General features: G+C 58.8%; 18 protein-coding genes. 13 read left to right on the plus strand and 5 right to left on the minus strand.

The features are described 5' to 3' along the window. Window positions 1-63 precede the first annotated feature (63 nt). Window positions 64-2,262, plus strand: coding sequence for a hypothetical protein (locus tag HUW52_RS24820; RefSeq protein ID WP_150792563.1), 2,199 nt, complete (start codon window positions 64-66; stop codon window positions 2,260-2,262). 280 nt (window positions 2,263-2,542) lie between these two features. On the opposite strand, the gene HUW52_RS24825 is transcribed toward HUW52_RS24820, so the two are convergent. Beyond that, complete coding sequence (locus tag HUW52_RS24825) at window positions 2,543-2,863, minus strand: DUF2288 domain-containing protein (protein ID WP_175555150.1); 321 nt, start codon at window positions 2,861-2,863, stop codon at window positions 2,543-2,545. Window positions 2,864-3,215: 352 nt separating this feature from the next. Here HUW52_RS24825 and HUW52_RS24830 point away from each other — a divergent pair, with 352 nt between their 5' ends. The 5 genes from HUW52_RS24830 to HUW52_RS24850 all read left to right on the plus strand — a co-directional run bounded on the left by HUW52_RS24830 (window position 3,216) and on the right by HUW52_RS24850 (window position 8,217). Continuing rightward, window positions 3,216-4,343, plus strand: a complete 1,128-nt coding sequence (locus tag HUW52_RS24830; RefSeq protein ID WP_016986598.1) for a branched-chain amino acid ABC transporter substrate-binding protein — start codon at window positions 3,216-3,218, stop codon at window positions 4,341-4,343. A gap of 231 nt (window positions 4,344-4,574) precedes the next feature. Further along, window positions 4,575-5,498: a high-affinity branched-chain amino acid ABC transporter permease LivH gene (gene livH, locus HUW52_RS24835; RefSeq protein ID WP_007918526.1), complete on the plus strand. Its 924-nt coding sequence runs from the start codon at window positions 4,575-4,577 to the stop codon at window positions 5,496-5,498. Continuing rightward, window positions 5,495-6,751, plus strand: a complete 1,257-nt coding sequence (locus HUW52_RS24840; RefSeq protein WP_038358181.1) for a high-affinity branched-chain amino acid ABC transporter permease LivM — start codon at window positions 5,495-5,497, stop codon at window positions 6,749-6,751. The genes livH and HUW52_RS24840 overlap by 4 nt, the downstream gene beginning before the upstream one ends. Further along, a complete protein-coding gene (gene livG, locus HUW52_RS24845) occupies window positions 6,748-7,515 on the plus strand; it encodes a high-affinity branched-chain amino acid ABC transporter ATP-binding protein LivG (RefSeq protein ID WP_016986595.1) in 768 nt (255 codons plus the stop codon). The genes HUW52_RS24840 and livG overlap by 4 nt, the downstream gene beginning before the upstream one ends. Continuing rightward, entirely contained in the window at window positions 7,516-8,217 is a 702-nt protein-coding gene (locus HUW52_RS24850; protein ID WP_008082262.1) for an ABC transporter ATP-binding protein, read from the plus strand. Window positions 8,218-8,404: 187 nt separating this feature from the next. On the opposite strand, the gene HUW52_RS24855 is transcribed toward HUW52_RS24850, so the two are convergent. Further along, window positions 8,405-9,643 carry a DUF2599 domain-containing protein gene (locus HUW52_RS24855; RefSeq protein WP_016986593.1) on the minus strand — a complete coding sequence of 413 codons (1,239 nt, stop codon included), beginning with the start codon at window positions 9,641-9,643 and terminating at the stop codon, window positions 8,405-8,407. Between the two features lie 33 nt (window positions 9,644-9,676). Then, entirely contained in the window at window positions 9,677-10,978 is a 1,302-nt protein-coding gene (locus HUW52_RS24860) for a DUF2599 domain-containing protein (RefSeq protein WP_256667865.1), read from the minus strand. Between the two features lie 304 nt (window positions 10,979-11,282). Between HUW52_RS24860 and HUW52_RS24865 the strand changes: the two genes are divergently transcribed. From HUW52_RS24865 to HUW52_RS24880, 4 genes are read left to right on the plus strand one after another with little or no spacing between them, the layout of a single operon-like run. Beyond that, window positions 11,283-11,588, plus strand: coding sequence for a DUF2282 domain-containing protein (locus HUW52_RS24865; RefSeq protein ID WP_016986591.1), 306 nt, complete (start codon window positions 11,283-11,285; stop codon window positions 11,586-11,588). 25 nt (window positions 11,589-11,613) lie between these two features. Further along, window positions 11,614-12,501: a DUF692 domain-containing protein gene (locus HUW52_RS24870; protein WP_175555152.1), complete on the plus strand. Its 888-nt coding sequence runs from the start codon at window positions 11,614-11,616 to the stop codon at window positions 12,499-12,501. After that, window positions 12,498-13,256 carry a DUF2063 domain-containing protein gene (locus HUW52_RS24875; RefSeq protein WP_175555153.1) on the plus strand — a complete coding sequence of 253 codons (759 nt, stop codon included), beginning with the start codon at window positions 12,498-12,500 and terminating at the stop codon, window positions 13,254-13,256. The genes HUW52_RS24870 and HUW52_RS24875 overlap by 4 nt, the downstream gene beginning before the upstream one ends. Next, a complete protein-coding gene (locus tag HUW52_RS24880; RefSeq protein WP_016986588.1) occupies window positions 13,253-13,729 on the plus strand; it encodes a DoxX family protein in 477 nt (158 codons plus the stop codon). Before HUW52_RS24875 ends, HUW52_RS24880 begins: the two co-directional genes overlap by 4 nt. Before the next feature lie 45 nt (window positions 13,730-13,774). Here the strand turns inward: HUW52_RS24880 and HUW52_RS24885 are convergent, their stop codons facing one another. Then, entirely contained in the window at window positions 13,775-14,689 is a 915-nt protein-coding gene (locus HUW52_RS24885) for a LysR family transcriptional regulator (RefSeq protein ID WP_175555154.1), read from the minus strand. A gap of 104 nt (window positions 14,690-14,793) precedes the next feature. Here HUW52_RS24885 and HUW52_RS24890 point away from each other — a divergent pair, with 104 nt between their 5' ends. Then, window positions 14,794-15,393: a short chain dehydrogenase gene (locus HUW52_RS24890; protein WP_016986586.1), complete on the plus strand. Its 600-nt coding sequence runs from the start codon at window positions 14,794-14,796 to the stop codon at window positions 15,391-15,393. A gap of 7 nt (window positions 15,394-15,400) precedes the next feature. On the opposite strand, the gene HUW52_RS24895 is transcribed toward HUW52_RS24890, so the two are convergent. Further along, complete coding sequence (locus HUW52_RS24895; protein WP_038358162.1) at window positions 15,401-15,748, minus strand: hypothetical protein; 348 nt, start codon at window positions 15,746-15,748, stop codon at window positions 15,401-15,403. 139 nt (window positions 15,749-15,887) lie between these two features. On the opposite strand from HUW52_RS24895, the gene HUW52_RS24900 reads away from it, so the two are divergent. Continuing rightward, the gene (locus tag HUW52_RS24900) at window positions 15,888-16,541 is read left to right on the plus strand and encodes a COG3650 family protein (RefSeq protein WP_175555155.1); all 654 of its coding nucleotides are present in this window, start codon (window positions 15,888-15,890) and stop codon (window positions 16,539-16,541) included. 97 nt (window positions 16,542-16,638) lie between these two features. Continuing rightward, the gene (locus HUW52_RS24905) at window positions 16,639-18,252 is read left to right on the plus strand and encodes an NAD(P)/FAD-dependent oxidoreductase (RefSeq protein ID WP_016986583.1); all 1,614 of its coding nucleotides are present in this window, start codon (window positions 16,639-16,641) and stop codon (window positions 18,250-18,252) included. The last annotated feature ends 5 nt before the right edge of the window (window positions 18,253-18,257 follow it).

Raw genomic sequence — 18,257 nt, forward strand, 5'->3', positions numbered from 1 at the left:
CTTATTCCGTGAGGTTCGCCGGCATTGGCCAGCGAGCCAACCAGTCCAGGTATATGGCGCACAATGACTTCTAAAAACAATCCCGCCACTGCGGTAGCCGATCTGACTTTGAGCCCCGCCGCCAACAGCCCGTCATCGTCAAAGCCATTGGTCCCGTCGCGCCCGCTGTCGACTCAGCAATACCTGTACTTCACCGAAACCAACACCGACCGCATCCTCGACAACCTCGACGGCCTGCGTGATCTGGTGTTCCCGCGCCCGCCGCACCTGGAAGGCGACAACGAACAGCACAACGATCAGGAATTCCCCTCGGTGTGTCTGATCGGCCTCGGTCGCTGCGGCTCGAACATCGCCCTCGACGTCGCGGAGCTGGTATACAACGCGCGCAAGTTCTACCTCAACGAATTCAACAACGAAGACCGTGCGGCAGATCGCCGACTGGCCGACAAGGGTTACAGCCCGGCGCAGTGGATCAAGAACAACCTGCGTATCGGCCCGAACAAATCGACCAAACCGGTGTTCCTGGTCGAACCGCTGGTGATGCTCGGCGACCTCGACAAGGACATCGCCGGGCGCATCCGTTTCTCGCGCAAGGGCGAGAAAAGCGGCTTCCTGCGCGACTACAGCAAAATGAAGATCATGGACTTGTCCGAAGTCCACGCCGGTGGCGCCGGTAACGCGCCGATCCTCGGCCAGTACCTGGCGAAAATCATCCTCAACAAGGACACCCAGCGTTTCTCCAGCCCTGACTGGAAAATGATCCACTCGTACCTGATCGACAGCTGCGGCATCAAAGCCAACCAGTCGCGTCTGTATTTCTCGATCTTCAGTGCTGGCGGCGGTACCGGTTCCGGCATGGCTTCGGAGTTCGGTCTGGCCCAGCAGCACTCGTACATGAACAAGACGTTCGACACCAAGCCGATGGATGAGCATGACGGCAAGAGCGGGCATTCGTTCGTGTTCGAACCGATCTTCACCAGCGGCATCTGCGTGCTGCCGAACATCTCCGATCACCGCAGCGAAATGTCCGAGGCGCTGCACATCAACGCCGGTCGCCTGCTGTGCAAATACCTTTCGGAAGAATGGGATTTCTCCTACAACTTCGCCAATGAAGACAGCAGCGAAGCCAGCGTCATGGGCCGTATCCGCCCTTGGAACGCGATGATGCTGATCTCCAACGACATCATGCGTTACGCCGAAGAAAGCGATGACGGCAACATCCAGAACATTGATGTCAATGCCATGGAGAAGCACGCCAATCAATACATCTCGCAGCAGATCTTCAACATTCTGACGGCGCAGGCAGTCACCACTGACTACGACCAGAACTACTTCCGCCGCGCCGGCATCGACATCGGCGAAACCATTCGCCTCGACGCCAATGACCTGTTCATGAGCCTCGCCGGCCCGGTGGCGATTGCCTACGCCGAATCGGTGGTGCCGGAAACCCCGCCGCCGAGCAGCGACAAATTCAAGGTGTTCGACAAAGAACCGCAGCGCCTGAACATCGACGACCTGTTCTTCCGCTCGATCGACCTGCCGCACTTCAACAAAGTGACGCAGGCGATTGAAGGCATCAGCCTGCTGCCGATCGAGTCCAAGCGCTATCGCGCTTCGCTGGAGCAGTACAAGAATTCCGGCTACGACGCCGCCGCACTGCACGACCTGCACTTCTTCAAGAACTGCTCGTCGGTGGTCTCGATTGTCTCGTTGCCGAAAGACTACAAGCTGTCGTACATGGACCTGAACCGGTTGAAGACCCACCTCAACAGCCTGTTCCCGAATACCACGCTCAAACGTTATGCGCTGGTGATCGGTGCATCGGCCAACCTGTCGCTGACCACCCTGATCGCCAAGAGCCCGTGCCTGTCGGACGACTTCCTGACTTTGATCGTGGCGTTCATCAAGCGCTGCTTCGCGAAGAACCCGTACCGTTTCGACGAGACCCTGGACAACTCGATCCTCGATTTCATCATCAACGAAGAGTTCGACGAAGACCGTATCGACGACCTGCTCAACGAGTTCGAGAACCCGGCGAAAATCCTTGATACCAACTGGTACGCGATCAAACCGATGTACGAGAAGAAGTACCGCGAGCTGATCAATGACAAAGAGAAGTTTGTCTCGATCAACGACATTCGCCTGTCGCGCGATTGCGTGAAGAAGTCGATCAAGTACTTGCGCGAGATTTATCGTCACCGGATTGGCAAGACCAAGGTTATTTCCCTCAATAACCATACCGGGAAGTCGTTCTCGGTCTGATCCACGACCGAGTCGCCCCCTTCGCGAGCAAGCTCGCTCCCACATTTGGAATGCGTTCCCCTGTGGGAGCGAGCTTGCTCGCGAAGGGGTCAGCCGATTCCCTGAAGAATCCAGCCTTTCCAATATCCAGAAACAATTAAGCAGCCGTTAGGCTGCTTACTAAACTGTTCCCGTTACGTTTACGTCACCGTGAGGCCACCGTCGCTTGTGGTGTTTCTCTACGGCAACTTGCCATCACGCTACTGCGCTACACACTTTTCACTGATGACCAGCCGCACCATCAAGGTGCAGCGTCTGAAGTGACTGCCCTTTCCTGGATCAGAATCCACGGCGAAACCACCACCGCCCACAGCTGCGGATCACGTTCAAAAAGATCCAGCGCCCGCGTTTCAGACAGCTTGGCGAGTTTGTCTTCGGCCAGCCAGGCAGCCACTTTCTCGCCTTCATCAGACGCCACGGCCTCGGCAGCTGCGATCAAATCCAGCGCAGGGTCGACCCACAATAGGGCACCCTTGGCGAAGAACGGCTCCAACTCTTTCCAGGTAATAGATGCGGTTTCACCAAGCAGCTTGGCATAGAGGGTGCTAGGTTCTTGATTCATGGGATCTGTCCGGAAAAGAAATCGACGCGAATGATAACGTCGGTGGTCCGCCAGAAAAACCCGGTTGCAAATGGCTGCACCGAACGAAAAGAGCAGGAACGCCAAGGAATGCTGCTGATTGGGATATATGCCCACGAACGCCCCGCCGCAATTCTGTCTTTTTCATTCAAAAATGCGACACCCCCAAGTTTTGCCCCTCGGCGCCCGCTTCCCAGGCTGACAACCGGCGCTCTACACTGTACCGGTACAGTTGCCGGGGGCATTTCCGGAGGGTATCGCAAAGATATCTGACCCGGTTCTGCTGCTACGGCGCCAGAACTCAAAAAAATTACAACAGTAAGAGTGGAGCACTATGACTAAGGCTACTAAGCAGATTTCCAAACTGTTTGCCGCTATGGTTCTGGCCGGGGTTGCCAGCCATTCGTTCGCAGCTGACACCATCAAAATCGGTATCGCCGGTCCTAAAACCGGTCCAGTAGCCCAATACGGCGACATGCAGTTCAGTGGCGCGAAAATGGCCATCGAGCAGATCAACGCCAAGGGCGGCGTCGACGGCAAGAAGCTCGAAGCCGTTGAATACGACGATGCCTGCGATCCGAAACAAGCGGTAGCCGTTGCGAACAAGGTCGTCAACGACGGCGTCAAGTTCGTCGTCGGTCACCTGTGCTCCAGCTCCACTCAGCCAGCTTCGGACATCTACGAAGACGAAGGCGTGATCATGATCACCCCGGCTGCCACCAGCCCGGACATCACCGCCCGTGGTTACAAAATGATCTTCCGTACTATCGGTCTCGACAGCGCCCAGGGTCCTGCCGCCGGTAACTACATTGCCGATCACGTCAAACCGAAAATCGTTGGCGTGCTGCACGACAAACAGCAGTACGGTGAAGGCATCGCCACCGCCGTGAAATCGACTCTTGAGAAGAAAGGCACCAAGGTTGCCGTATTCGAAGGCGTGAATGCCGGCGACAAAGACTTCTCGGCGATCATCGCCAAACTCAAACAAGCCAACGTCGACTTCGTTTACTACGGCGGCTACCACCCGGAGCTGGGTCTGATCCTGCGTCAAGCCCAGGAAAAAGGCCTGAAAGCCAAGTTCATGGGTCCGGAAGGCGTGGGTAACGACTCGATCACCCAGATCGCCAAAGACGCGGCCGAAGGCCTGCTGGTGACCCTGCCGAAATCCTTCGACCAGGATCCAGCCAACATTGCCCTGGCTGATGCTTTCAAGGCGAAGAAAGAAGATCCGAGCGGCCCGTTCGTGTTCCCTTCCTACTCGGCGGTTGAAGTGATTGCCGAAGGCATCAAGGCAGCCAAGTCCGAAGACGCGACCAAAGTGGCTGAAGCCATTCATGCCGGTACCTTCAAGACCCCGACTGGCGACCTGAGCTTCGACGCCAAGGGCGACTTGAAAGACTTCAAATTCGTGGTCTACGAGTGGCACAACGGCAAGCCGAAAACCGAAGTGTCACCTCAGTAAGGCGCTGCCTGACTGACTGCCAATAAAGCCCACGGCGTGCCGTGGGCTTTGTTTTACGAATGTATTGGGCCGCGCTGGCGTGATCCGCCAGTCTCCCCACCTGAAAATCTCAAAACCGTCATCAGCGGTTCGCTGGCAAAACCCGGATTCGAAGTGGATAAAGATCCACGGGGCCGGGCGGGAAAATGACTCCACCAGTGAAATGCGTATCAGGTTTTTAGGAGCGCTGTAATGCCTGACATCTATCACTTCTTCCAACAGCTGGTTAACGGCCTGAACGTTGGCAGCATGTATGCCTTGATCGCCATCGGCTACACGATGGTCTACGGCATCATTGGAATGATCAACTTCGCCCACGGCGAGGTGTACATGATTGGCTCCTACGTGGCGTTCATCGCCATCGCCGGGTTGACCATGATGGGACTCGACAGTGTCCCGCTGTTAATGACTGCGGCGTTTATCGCCAGCATCGTCGTCACCAGTTCCTACGGTTACAGCATCGAACGGATCGCCTACCGCCCCCTGCGCGGCAGCAACCGTCTGATCCCGCTGATTTCCGCGATCGGTATGTCGATCTTCCTGCAGAACACGGTTCTGCTGGCGCAAGACTCCAAGGACAAAGCTATCCCCAACCTGATTCCGGGCAACATTGCCTTCGGCCCAGGTGGCGCACAAGAAGTGCTGATTTCCTACATGCAGATCGTGGTGTTCGTGGTGACCCTGATCGCCATGCTCGGCCTGACGCTGTTCATCTCCCGCTCTCGCCTGGGTCGCGCCTGCCGCGCCTGCGCCGAAGACATCAAGATGGCCAACCTGCTCGGCATCAACACCAACAACATCATCGCCCTGACCTTCGTCATTGGTGCCGCGCTGGCAGCCGTTGCGGCTGTGCTGTTGAGCATGCAATACGGGGTGATCAACCCGAACGCCGGTTTCCTCGTCGGCCTCAAAGCCTTCACCGCAGCAGTACTCGGCGGCATCGGCAGCATCCCCGGCGCCATGCTCGGCGGGTTGGTGCTTGGGGTGGCGGAAGCCTTTGGTGCCGATATCTTCGGCGACCAGTACAAGGACGTCGTGGCATTCGGCTTGTTGGTTCTGGTGCTGTTGTTCCGTCCGACCGGCATTCTGGGCCGTCCGGAGGTTGAGAAAGTATGACTAGGAATCTTAAACAGGCACTGTTCAGTGCCTTGCTGGTGTGGGCCGTGGCCTACCCGGTACTCGGTTTGAAACTGACCATCGTCGGCATCAACCTGGAAGTGCACAACACCAGCCCGACCGTGCTGGCGACCATCGCCATCTGCTCGGTGCTGATGTTCCTGCGCGTGCTGTTCAACCAGCAGATCAGCAAGGCCTGGCGTGCGTCGCCGGGGCTGCCGCTGATTCCGGCCAAGGCGAGCAACTTCCTCACTCTGCCAACCACCCAGCGCTATTTCATCATTGCGCTGATTCTGGTGGCGCTGGTGTGGCCGTTCTTCGGCTCCCGTGGTGCGGTGGACATCGCCACGCTGATCCTGATCTACGTGATGCTCGGCCTCGGTCTGAACATCGTCGTTGGTCTGGCCGGTCTGCTCGATCTCGGTTACGTCGGCTTCTACGCCGTCGGCGCCTACAGCTACGCGCTGCTGTCGCACTACTACGGTCTGAGCTTCTGGATCTGCCTGCCGATTGCCGGCCTGATGGCGGCGACGTTCGGTTTCCTGCTGGGCTTCCCGGTGTTGCGTTTGCGCGGTGACTATCTGGCGATCGTGACCCTCGGCTTCGGCGAGATCATCCGTCTGTTCCTGCGTAACCTGACCGACATCACTGGCGGTCCGAACGGCATCAGCAACATCGAGAAGCCGACGTTCTTCGGTCTGACCTTCGAACGCAAAGCTGCGGAAGGCATGCAAACCTTCCACGAGTATTTCGGCCTGCAATACAACTCGATCAACAAGGTGATTTTCCTCTACCTGGTTGCGCTGTTGCTGGCGCTGGCGGCACTGTTCGTCATCAACCGCCTGCTGCGCATGCCGATCGGCCGTGCCTGGGAAGCGCTGCGTGAAGACGAAATCGCCTGCCGTGCGCTGGGTCTGAATCCGACGATCATCAAGCTTTCCGCCTTCACCCTCGGCGCTGCATTCGCCGGTTTCGCCGGTAGCTTCTTCGCTGCGCGTCAGGGTCTGGTGACGCCGGAATCGTTCACCTTCATCGAGTCGGCAATCATCCTCGCCATTGTGGTGCTGGGTGGTATGGGCTCGCAGTTGGGTGTGATCCTGGCCGCCGTGGTGATGATCCTGTTGCCGGAAATGATGCGTGAGTTCAGTGAGTACCGCATGTTGATGTTCGGTGCCCTGATGGTGTTGATGATGATCTGGCGTCCACAAGGTCTGCTGCCGATGCAACGCCCACACATGGAGTTGCGAAAATGAGCCGCGAGATCCTTAAAGTCGAAAATCTGAGCATGCGCTTCGGCGGTTTGCTTGCGGTCAACGGCGTGGCCCTGACCGTCAAAGAGAAACAGGTGGTTGCACTGATCGGGCCGAACGGCGCGGGCAAGACCACCGTGTTCAATTGCCTGACCGGCTTCTATCAGCCCAGCGGTGGCAGCATCCTGCTCGATGGCGAACCGATCCAGGGCCTGCCGGGCCACAAGATCGCCCTCAAAGGCGTGGTGCGTACCTTCCAGAACGTGCGCCTGTTCAAGGACATGACGGCGGTCGAGAACCTGCTGATCGCCCAGCACCGTCACCTCAACACCAACTTCCTGTCCGGCCTGTTCAAGACCCCGGCGTTCCGCAAAAGCGAACGCGAGGCCATGGAGTTTGCCGAATACTGGCTGGAAAAGGTCAACCTCAAAGAGTTCGCCAATCGTACTGCGGGCACCCTGGCCTACGGTCAGCAACGACGTCTGGAAATCGCCCGCTGCATGATGACCCGTCCGCGGATCCTCATGCTCGACGAACCGGCGGCCGGTCTGAACCCGAAGGAAACCGAAGACCTCAAGGCGCTGATCAGCGTGCTGCGTGAAGAGCACAACGTCACCGTGCTGTTGATCGAACACGACATGAAACTGGTCATGAGCATTTCCGACCACATCGTCGTGATCAACCAGGGCACGCCTCTGGCTGACGGCACGCCGGAACAGATCCGCGACAATCCTGAAGTGATCAAAGCCTACCTGGGGGAAGCGTAAATGCTGCAGTTCGAAAACGTTTCCACTTTCTACGGCAAGATCCAGGCCTTGCACAGCGTCAACGTCGAAGTCCGTCAGGGCGAGATCGTCACGCTGATCGGCGCCAACGGTGCCGGCAAGTCCACGCTGCTGATGACGCTCTGCGGTTCGCCGCAAGCGCATAGCGGCAGCATCCGCTACATGGGTGAGGAACTGGTCGGCCAGGACTCGTCGCAGATCATGCGCAAGAGCATCGCGGTGGTGCCGGAAGGTCGTCGGGTATTCGCCCGTCTGACCGTTGAAGAAAACCTCTCCATGGGCGGCTTCTTCACCGACAAGGGCGACTATCAGGAGCAAATGGACAAGGTCCTCGGCCTCTTCCCACGCCTGAAAGAACGCTTCAACCAGCGCGGCGGCACCATGTCCGGCGGCGAACAGCAAATGCTCGCCATCGGTCGTGCGCTGATGAGCAAGCCGAAACTGCTGCTGCTCGACGAGCCGTCGCTGGGCCTGGCACCGATCATCATCCAGCAGATCTTCGACATCATCGAAATGCTGCGCAAGGACGGTGTGACGGTGTTCCTGGTCGAGCAGAACGCCAACCAGGCGCTGAAAATCGCCGACCGCGCCTACGTACTGGAAAACGGCCGCGTGGTCATGCAAGGCACCGGTGAAGCGCTGCTGACCGACCCGAAAGTACGCGAGGCGTACCTCGGCGGTTGATGCATTTCACCCAACAAAAAACGGCCTTCGGGCCGTTTTTTTTCATCCACCAATCCTGCATTCACCACAATTCCCCTGTGGGAGCGAGCTTGCTCGCGAAGAGGGAGTATCAGTCAGCACATTTGCTGAATGACACACCGCTTTCGCGAGCAGGCTCGCTCCCACAGGGGAGAGTTGTAGCAACCGCTTAGTACGGATTGCAGTGCTGCGCTACCGCAGTCGCCTGATCGACATACGGACGCGCCGGCTCAAGGTTCCACTCCGGCTTGTTGCGCACAGGCTTACCGTCATAGGTAGCCGCGAGGTGACAGACCATCTGCCGCCGCAACGACCCACCATTGACGCTGTACTGCCGCCACTGCTGATCGTCTTTGTGCTTGTTGTACAACTCGGCAAACATCCGGTCGGTCTGGTCATCCTTGATCGCACGCCCGCACGCGGTCGGCACCACCGAGAGCGACCAGGTGTTCGGCCCCAGTTTCGGATCGGGGCGTTGTACCCAGGTGCTCGACTCGATGTACTTCTCACAGAACTGCGGCGCCGCTGGCGTCGCGGTCTGGATGCACGAGAAGCTGGCCTTGGCGACCGGCGTTTTCGGGAAGTCGATCTTGATGATGTTGCGGTCCTTGCCGGTCTTGGCCTTGTAGTCGCGCTGGTTGGCCATGGCATCGTTCAAGCCACGCTGGTCACTGTAGAAAAACGCCAGAATCGGCAGTTCGTCGGTTTTCGGATTGCCCAGACGCAGCTCGGTCTGGGTTTGAAACTCGCGACTGTTGATGACCTTGCGCGCGCCCATGAAGTTGCGAAAAGCATCGACCCGTTCCTTGCTGCTCATCGGATTGCGCATATTGAAGCCGCACTGCAACTGATCCTGCTGCCGGTTGTTGTTGAATTGGGTGAAGTGCGCAACCCAGGCATTCGGCGTGGCGATCGGTGGTTTCATCGCCTGGCAAACGGCTTCGGCCGGCGCAGTGTTTTTGTTGTCGCCACAACCCCGGTCATTGCGATAGTCGGTCCAGGCGTCATTGGGAAAGGCGCAGTACACGTGCACCGGCGTCTCGGGATCGCGAATCAGATCCCTTGGTGTAATCAGATAACCGTTCTGCGTGCTCATGCCGGGGTCTTCATAGCTGATGCCATCGGCGCGCATATACGAGGCGGCAAATGTTCCGAGCTCCACGGCTTTCGGGCTGGGATTCCACACATCCCATTTCTGCCCCTTCGCCGGGTCCGCCCGGTGCGTGCCCCGCACCAGCAGCCCGGAACAGTCTGACGCGGGGTCCTGCCCGCAACTGTCGACGGTCTTGTTGTACAACGTTTCGACCTTTTTCAGCGTCTCCTCGCATGATTCGGCACTGGCCCAGCTTGCCTGCACCAATAATGGCAACATCAGCAATGGAGCGATCCTGTTCAACCGTTTTTTCATGGCTTGCATCTCCTTGATTAGCCAAACACACCTTCAACGCGGGACCGGATTACAACCTGCTGCCCGAGTCTCGCTGTCCGACAGAGCCGGGCGAAACGGCTCGAGATTCCATGGCGTCTTGGCGCGGTAATTGACCAGAACGCAGCTCAATTGCTGACGCATGCTGCCGACGGATCTTTCGTTGTCGCGCCAGTTGCTGTCGGCCCCTTTGAGGGCGAACAACTGGTCGTAAAAAACTCCGAGTTGCGCGTTGGGCAAGGCACGCCCTGCCGCTGTGGGCACCACGCTCAAGCTCCACTCATCCTTGCGCGTGCCGGGGTCGTAACGCTTGATCCAATTGGCCGAGGCGATGTAGTTGGGCGCGAGCACAACGGGCGTCGGCTGTACGCCGCCGACCATCATTGGCTCGATCGCCTGATCAGCCGCCACGTAGCTGAAACGCTGCTCGGGCGGCTTGGTGAAGTCCAGTCGCAGGATCGGCACGCTGTAGCCTTGGGCGTGGAGTTTCTTCTGAAAGTTGCGTGCGCTGTTGAGGCCATTTTCCGGTTTCGGGGGCGCCTGATCTCCGCGCGTGGCGAAGTTCTGCGTGCTGTTGACGTTGTAGATAAAGGCATCGATGTACTTCATGTTTTCGCTGCCATCGTTGCTCGCCGTAGCGTTTTTCAACATGAACTCGTTGACCTGCGCGCTGAAGGCAAAGGGATCCTTGTTGGTGGTGTTCGGCCGTGATTCGTGGACCCGGATCATCGCCTTCCAGTCGCTGGGTTTTTCCGCGTTCCACGAGCATTGGCCGTACTGGATCGGCCCTTTCATCAGCCCGGTGTATTTCTGTGTCCACTGCTCGGCGGTGCTGACCCCGGCTTCGGCGCAGGTGCCATAAGCCAGCGCGGCATTGCGGTTGTTCATGGTGCCCTGAGCCGCACGCGGCGGTTCGCGGCGGTCGAAAAAGCCGCAGCCATACCATTTACGTTCAGGCCCGGTGCCGCCATCGAAGGCGTAGATGCAGGTGAAGCCCTGCTCCTTGACTGGCAGCTTCATAGCCGCCGCATCGGTGGGCGTGCGCAGAATGAAACCGGCCGGGTGAATGAGGATGCGCGTGCTCAGATCCTTGCGGATCCACGAGTAGGAAGTCGCGCCAATCTTGATCGCGTACGGGCTGTAATCCCAAGGATTGAAGGGCCCGTCGTTGACCATGCGCAAGGTCACACCGCTGCAATAGTAGAGGCCGCGTGCAGCACCGGTGTCGGGTTCCTGGCAGGCATCCTTGAGGGTGTTGTAGTTGAGGTTGATGCGTTTGAGGGTGTCCTGCGGGTCGGAGATTGTCTGAGCGGACACCGAACCGAACCACAAAGGGAATGTGCAGGCCAGGACAAAAAATGAGATCCGGCGCGATAGCACAGGTGAAGTCGAGCGATCCTTTTTCATGAGATACCGTCCTGGTAAATCGGCCCGGGCAAAGGGGCCTTCGAGTTGACTATAGAACACGCCCGCCAGCACGCATGAAACTGTGCAGGTGCTGATGTGCGTTTTTTCTGAAAAAGATTTGGCGGGGCTGTAACGCATCGCCATGAGCTTTCTCTAGTGGGGTAAGCAAGCACAAACCGCTTGTAAAAACCCTGACCAAGACTGGAGAAACACCATGACTGCTACCACCCGCACCCTGTCCGCCACCGCCCTGGTTCTGGCCCTCGGCTCTGCCCTGAGCATGGCCGCTGTATCGACCGCCCATGCCGCAGACGCCGACATGGAAAAATGCTTCGGCGTGGCCATGAAAGGTCACAACGATTGCGCAGCAGGCGCAGGCACCACCTGTGCCGGCACAGCGAAAATGGACTACCAGGCCAACGCCTGGAAACTCGTTCCGAAAGGCACCTGCGCCACCACTGAAAGCAAAACCTCGCCGACCGGTTTCGGTCAGATGGAAGCCTTCAAAGCCAAGTCCTGATCGTTGGTCTGCCTGAGTGACGATCATGCTCACAATCAATGACCATGCCCCCTCCTGCACTCAGGCAGCCCTCACTGGGCTTGCGCCCCGTGCCGGGCTGGGGCTCAAGACCGGGCACTTTCGTGAAGTGCTCGATTCCCGACCGGACATCGGTTTCTTCGAAGTCCACGCCGAAAACTACATGGTCGACGGCGGTCCGTTTCATCATTTTCTCGGTTTGATCCGCGAACAGTATCCGCTGTCGCTACACGGTGTTGGTTTGTCCATCGGTGCTGAAGGGCCGCTGGATCAACAGCATCTCAAGCGCCTTGCCGAGCTGATCGAGCGCTATCAACCACACTCCTTTTCCGAACACCTGGCCTGGTCGAGCCATGGCCCGGTGTTTCTCAATGATCTGCTGCCGCTGGCTTATGACACGCCGACGCTGAACCGCGTCTGTGAGCATATCGACCAGGTGCAAAACAGCCTCCAGCGCCCCATGCTGCTGGAGAATCCGGCAACCTATCTGGCGTTTCAGCACTCGACCATCGACGAAGCAGACTTCATCGCCGAGGTCGTCCGCCGCAGCGGCTGTGGTCTGTTGCTGGACGTCAATAATGTCTACGTTTCCTGTGTGAACCATCAGCGTGATCCGCTGGCGTATCTCGATGCCCTGCCGCTGCACGCGGTTGGAGAAATTCATCTGGCCGGGTTTGCCGAAGACTGCGACAGCCTCGGTGACCGCTTGTTGATCGACGATCACGGCGCGCCCATCGATCAAGCCGTCTGGAGTTTGTACCGGCAAGTACTGCAGCGCATCGGCCCGATAGCGACGCTGATCGAACGCGACAATCAGGTGCCGGCGTTTGCGGTGCTGCTGGCCGAAGCCCAGCACGCCGATGAGTTGCTGATGTGCGCCGGGAGTCAGTCATGAGTACTCAAGCAGCGTTCAGCGCTGCGCTGCTCGATGTGCGACTGCCCTGCCCCGATGGCCTCTGCAGCCCCAACGGTGCAGATCCCGCGAGCCGTTTTTCGGTGTATCGCAACAACGTACAGAGCTCATTGATCAACGCGTTGGCCGACAGCTATCCGGTGGTCGTCCAGTTGGTCGGCGAGGAGTTTTTCCGCGCGATGGCGGCTATTTTCGTCCAGCAGCAGCCGCCACAAAGTCAGTTGATGAGCGGCTATGGCGAAACGTTCGCGGATTTCATCGGCGTCTTCGAACCGGCCTCCAGCGTGCCTTATCTGGCCGATGTCGCGCGCCTTGAGCACCTGCGCACACAGGCCTATCACGCCGCCGATGCCGAACCGGTGCGACCGGAGCAAATCACCGCAGCGCTGGCCTGCCCTCATACTTTGAGCGAACTCTGCCTGGCACTTCATCCATCGCTGCACTTGCTCGATTCGGCCTATGCCGTGGTCGCGATCTGGGCAGTGCATCAACAGAACGCAACGCTGGAAGGCATCGAGATCAATCGGCGGCAACACGCTCTGGTTTTACGCAATGGTCTGGACGTCGAAGTGTTCGCCCTTGAGCCCGGCGCCAGCATGTTTATCCGCCACCTGATCGACGGCCAACCGCTATTGGCAGCGGCCGAAAACAGTCCTGAATTCGATCTTGGGCGCACCCTCGGCCTGCTGATCGCGCACAACGCCATCACCCACTTGCATAACAAGGAACTGCCATGAAAACGCTCATCACCCGCGCCATCGCGCTGCTGGAGAAAATACCCCACAGCCTGATCGCCTTCATTGCACGTTTCTCGATTGCAGCGGTGTTCTGGAAGTCCGGGCAGACCAAGGTCGAAGGGCTGGCCATCGACCTGATCGATGGCACCTTTCAACCTGGCTGGCCGCGCTTGGCCGACTCGACCATTCCACTGTTCAAAAGCGAATACCACGTGCCGCTGCTGTCGCCAGAGATTGCCGCGCACATGGCCGCTTTTGCCGAGCATTTTTTCCCGCTGATGATTCTGATCGGCTTCGCCACGCGGTTTTCGGCACTGGCGCTGTTGGGCATGACGCTGACTATTCAACTGTTTGTGTATCCGGATGCGTATCCGACTCACGGCACGTGGGCAGCGGTGTTGCTGTACCTGATGACGACCGGGCCGGGCAAGTTATCGATTGATCATCTGATCGCCCGCCGTTTCGCAAAATAAACAAAATCCTTGTGGGAGCGAGCCTGCTCCCACAGGAGAATGACGTCAGCGCTGAAGGCGATCCAGCGCTTCGCCGCTGCGCTTGAACCAGCCGATCAGATAGTCCGCCAGCACCTGCGTGCGTTTCGGTAATCCGCCCTGATACGGATGCACCAGATACATCGGCATGCGTCGGGTCTGGTAATCGCGCAGGAGCCAGCGCAAGCGCCCGTCAGCCAATTCCGCCTGCAGCAAGTAGGAAGGTAACCTCGCAATCCCGGCGCCACTGAGTGCGGCTTTCTTCAGCAAGTTGTAATGGTTGCTGGCAAACGGTCCTGATACTCGCACCCGTAACAATTCATGCTGCTGGTGATACAGCCATTCCTCACGTCCGCTGTAGTGGCTGTTGAGCAAGCAGCGATGCTCGGCCAGTGCCTGTGGCGTCAGCGGTTCACCGAAACGCTCGAGATACGCCGGGCTGGCGCAGGTCATTTCCTGCCAGGCAAGTAACGGCTTGGCGACCAGTCGTTCGTCATTGGCCACTTCGCTGCGGATCGCCAGATCAAAGCAGTCCCGTGACAGATCGCGGTAACTGTTGTTCAGCTCCAGCTCGATCTGCACCTCGGGATATTGATGCGAGAACTCCAACAGCAGACCGTCAAAGAAGGTTTCCCCCAGTGAAACCGGCACCGTCATGCGTACCGGACCGGCCATGTCGTCCTTCAATCGCGCCAATGCCTGACGCGCTTTTTCAACCTGGACTACAAGCGCCTGCGCTTGCGGCAACAATGCCGCGCCCGCCGCGGTCAGGCTCAGACGACGGGTCGTGCGTTGCAGCAAAACCACGCAAAAGCGCGTTTCGAGCTGACTGATGCGCTTGGACAACTGCCCCTTGCTGCAGCCTAATTGCTGCGCCGCCAACGTGAAACTGCCCGCTTCGATCAGCACTGCAAATGCGGCCAGATCATCCATTTCGCTCATGGATTGTTTCCATTTGAAAACCAAAGGTTGCCTATTAGTGCGCTTATCCGCAGAAAAAACCACTCTAGACTGAAACCTCGTTCAATCACTTGAGGTACAGCTCGATGAAGATTCTGTTGATAGGCGCTGGCGGCACCATTGGTTCGGCGGTGGACAAGGAACTCTCGCAACGCCACGACGTCATTCGTATCGGTCGCAACAGCGGCGATTTCAATGTCGATATCAGTGACAGCGCATCGATCCGCAAGTTGTTCGAACAGACCGGCAAGTTCGATGCACTGGTGTGCGCGGCGGGCAACGTGACTTTCGCCCCGCTGGGTGAGATGAATGAAGGCAGCTTCGCCCTCGGCCTCAAAGACAAACTGATGGGCCAGGTCAATCTGCTGCTGATCGGTCGCGAATTCGCCAATGACGGCGCGTCATTCACTTTTACCACCGGCGTACTCAGCCACGATCCGATCCGCAGCGGCGCCTCGGCAGCGCTGGTCAACGGCGCCCTCGACAGCTTCGTCCGCGCGGCCGCCATCGAATTGCCGCGCGGCCTGCGAGTGAACTCGATCAGCCCGACCGTACTGCTCGAAGCCATGGGTAGCTACGCCCCGTATTTCCGTGGCTACAAGCCGGTTCCTGCGGCGGATGTGGCATTGGCCTACGCGAAAAGTGTTGAAGGCCTGCAAACCGGTCAGACGTTTCATGTTGGCTGAGCTGCATTTACTCGATCAAGGTCGGTAGGAGGCTTTTGGCAACATGGCGCGGCATCACGATCCTGAGCAACTCACCGAGCTCCGAATGCACTGTCGTTGTTGAAACGTGCTGGCCATTGATTGACAGGTTCAATGGCTGGCCCAGCGCTTCACGACTTGTGGTCTTGGCCCGCGCGGCCGCTTCGGGAGCAAGGGTAACGGAGAGCTGAACAAGGTCCGGATGGGCACCCTGATCATCCTTGAGCAGAATTTCCATCCTGGTGAAATCAGCCGCTGAGGAAAAATCCAGATCAGCGGCGTGGCTGGTGCCAGCGCAGACCGTTACCAATAGCAATATCGCGACCTTCCATTGCATGAAGTGCTCCTTGATCTATCCAACAAGACAAGCGCGAGACTATGCGGTGCCCCTAAACCCGACTCAATAGTGGCCAGACAAAACTTGTGATCGACAGCCAGCCTCAGTAACGTGGCGGCACTTGTCTGGAGAGCCGAAGATGCGTGTTGCCCGTTCGTTAGTCCTTGTTGCCCTGCTGCCGTTGTTTGCCGCTTGCCAGTTGTTCGATGGCCAGCGAGAAAGTGCCTCGCACGTCGGGCAGACACGGATGCAGGGGCAACTGACCGCCGCTGACGGCAAACTGGTGTTCCAGCCGTGTCAGGAGCAGCGCCAGCTCGTCGTCAATGACATCGGTGGCACCAGCATTCTGCAAGAAGCCGCGACGCTCGCTGATGAGCAAGGCAAGCTGTTCGCCGATGTGCGCGGCAAGGTCGCTGGCGACCGTCTCGATCTGACTCAGCTGTACCGCGTCGAGCGTTCCGGCACAGCCTGCGACGACCCCAATTTCAAACTGCTGATCCTGCGCGCTGCGGGCCATGGCCCGGAATGGAACGTCAAAGTCAGCGGCAAAGGCATGGTCATCGACCGTGAAGGCCAGCCGCCACTCGCCGTACCCTATGTTGAAGAACAACTGGGCGACGGTCGCTTCAATCTGAGCAGCGAAGCCAACAACCAGCGCATCGAATTGTGGGTCGCGCCTCAGCGCTGCGTCGACAGCAGCACCGGCAGCGTGCAGCACATGAGCGCCGAGTTGCGCATCGACGGCCAGGTGCAGCGCGGTTGCGGGTATTTCGGCGGATCGCGCAACGACTGAGCGTTTTAGCCTCACCGGATCCGGCCTTTGCGGCTTATAATCGCGGCCTTCAAACGCCCTGGCGCAGTTGTGCGCCCCGCGAACCCGGATCCTCGCCATGTTACGAATCACTGAACTCAAGCTGCCAATCGACCATCCCGAAGAAGACCTGCGCCCTGCCATCGTGCAGCGCCTGGGCATCGCCAGCGATGACTTGCTCGATTTCACCTTGTTCAAGCGCAGCTACGATGCGCGCAAAAAGTCCTCCGAACTGTGCTTCATCTACACCATCGACCTCGAAGTGCGCGACGAGGCGAAAGTGTTGGGCAAGTTCGCCGACGACCGTAACGTCAACGTGGCGCCGGATGTCAGCTACAAATTCGTCGGTCAGGCGCCGAGCGACCTGAGCCAGCGCCCGATCGTCGTCGGTTTCGGCCCGTGCGGGATCTTCGCCGGCCTGCTGCTGGCACAAATGGGCTTCAAGCCGATCGTCCTCGAGCGTGGCACCGAAGTCCGTCAGCGCACCAAGGACACTTGGGGCCTGTGGCGTAAAAGCGTACTCAACCCGGAATCCAACGTGCAGTTCGGCGAAGGCGGCGCGGGCACGTTCTCCGACGGCAAGCTGTACAGCCAGATCAAGGACCCGAAGTTCCTCGGCCGCAAAGTCCTGCACGAGTTCGTCAAGGCCGGCGCGCCGGAAGAAATCCTCTACGTCAGCAAGCCGCACATCGGTACGTTCCGTCTGACCGGCATGGTTGAAAACATGCGCGAGCAGATCCGCGAACTGGGCGGCGAAGTGCGCTTCCAGGAACGCGTCACCGACGTGCTGATCGAAGACGGCCAACTGGTTGGCGTGCAATTGGCCAGCGGCGAAACCCTGCATTCCAAACACGTGGTTCTGGCCCTCGGCCACAGCGCCCGCGACACTTTCCGCATGCTCCACAGCCGTGGCGTGTTCATGGAAGCCAAACCGTTCTCGGTGGGTTTCCGCATCGAACACCCGCAATCGCTGATCGACCGCGCGCGTCTGGGCAAGTACGCAGGCCACCCGAAACTCGGTGCCGCCGACTACAAACTGGTGCACCACGCCAAGAACGGGCGCTCGGTCTACAGCTTCTGCATGTGCCCGGGCGGCACCGTGGTCGCGGCGACTTCCGAGCCGAACCGCGTGGTCACTAACGGCATGAGCCAGTACTCGCGTAACGAGCGCAACGCCAACTCCGGCATCGTCGTCGGCATCACCCCGGAAGTCGATTATCCGGGCGGCCCGCTGGCAGGCATCGAGTTGCAGGAACGTCTGGAATCCCACGCGTTCATCCTCGGCGGCAGCGATTACAAGGCGCCGGCGCAACTGGTGGGCGACTTCATCAACGACATTCCTTCGACCGAACTGGGCGAAGTCGAGCCGTCGTACAAACCGGGCGTGGCACTGGGCGATCTGGCCTTGGCTCTACCGGACTTCGCCATCGAAGCGATTCGTGAAGCGTTGCCGGCGTTCGAAAAGCAGATTCGCGGCTACTCGCTGCACGATGCGGTGTTGACCGGGATCGAGACGCGTACTTCATCGCCGCTGCGCATCACGCGTAACGAATCTTTGCAGAGCATGAACGTGAAGGGCTTGTTCCCGGCCGGTGAAGGCGCGGGTTATGCGGGCGGGATTCTGTCGGCGGGTGTGGACGGGATTCGCATCGCAGAAGCCGTGGCGCGCGATATTCTCGGCCTCGAAGCTTGATCAGC

Origin of the sequence: Pseudomonas sp. 43A (assembly GCF_013363935.1) — a bacterium.
In the GTDB taxonomy this organism is placed as follows: domain Bacteria; phylum Pseudomonadota; class Gammaproteobacteria; order Pseudomonadales; family Pseudomonadaceae; genus Aquipseudomonas; species Aquipseudomonas crudilactis.

Coding starts and splice junctions, on each gene's coding strand:
- HUW52_RS24840 (WP_038358181.1), top strand. CDS start 5,495: ATGACTAGGAATCTTAAACAGGCACTGTTCAGTGCCTTGCTGGTGTGG.
- HUW52_RS24870 (WP_175555152.1), top strand. CDS start 11,614: ATGCTCACAATCAATGACCATGCCCCCTCCTGCACTCAGGCAGCCCTC.
- HUW52_RS24880 (WP_016986588.1), top strand. CDS start 13,253: ATGAAAACGCTCATCACCCGCGCCATCGCGCTGCTGGAGAAAATACCC.
- livH (WP_007918526.1), top strand. CDS start 4,575: ATGCCTGACATCTATCACTTCTTCCAACAGCTGGTTAACGGCCTGAAC.
- HUW52_RS24855 (WP_016986593.1), bottom strand. CDS start 9,643: ATGAAAAAACGGTTGAACAGGATCGCTCCATTGCTGATGTTGCCATTA.
- HUW52_RS24900 (WP_175555155.1), top strand. CDS start 15,888: ATGCGTGTTGCCCGTTCGTTAGTCCTTGTTGCCCTGCTGCCGTTGTTT.
- HUW52_RS24825 (WP_175555150.1), bottom strand. CDS start 2,863: ATGAATCAAGAACCTAGCACCCTCTATGCCAAGCTGCTTGGTGAAACC.
- HUW52_RS24905 (WP_016986583.1), top strand. CDS start 16,639: ATGTTACGAATCACTGAACTCAAGCTGCCAATCGACCATCCCGAAGAA.
- HUW52_RS24890 (WP_016986586.1), top strand. CDS start 14,794: ATGAAGATTCTGTTGATAGGCGCTGGCGGCACCATTGGTTCGGCGGTG.
- HUW52_RS24820 (WP_150792563.1), top strand. CDS start 64: ATGACTTCTAAAAACAATCCCGCCACTGCGGTAGCCGATCTGACTTTG.
- HUW52_RS24885 (WP_175555154.1), bottom strand. CDS start 14,689: ATGAGCGAAATGGATGATCTGGCCGCATTTGCAGTGCTGATCGAAGCG.
- HUW52_RS24830 (WP_016986598.1), top strand. CDS start 3,216: ATGACTAAGGCTACTAAGCAGATTTCCAAACTGTTTGCCGCTATGGTT.
- HUW52_RS24850 (WP_008082262.1), top strand. CDS start 7,516: ATGCTGCAGTTCGAAAACGTTTCCACTTTCTACGGCAAGATCCAGGCC.
- HUW52_RS24865 (WP_016986591.1), top strand. CDS start 11,283: ATGACTGCTACCACCCGCACCCTGTCCGCCACCGCCCTGGTTCTGGCC.
- HUW52_RS24895 (WP_038358162.1), bottom strand. CDS start 15,748: ATGCAATGGAAGGTCGCGATATTGCTATTGGTAACGGTCTGCGCTGGC.
- HUW52_RS24875 (WP_175555153.1), top strand. CDS start 12,498: ATGAGTACTCAAGCAGCGTTCAGCGCTGCGCTGCTCGATGTGCGACTG.
- livG (WP_016986595.1), top strand. CDS start 6,748: ATGAGCCGCGAGATCCTTAAAGTCGAAAATCTGAGCATGCGCTTCGGC.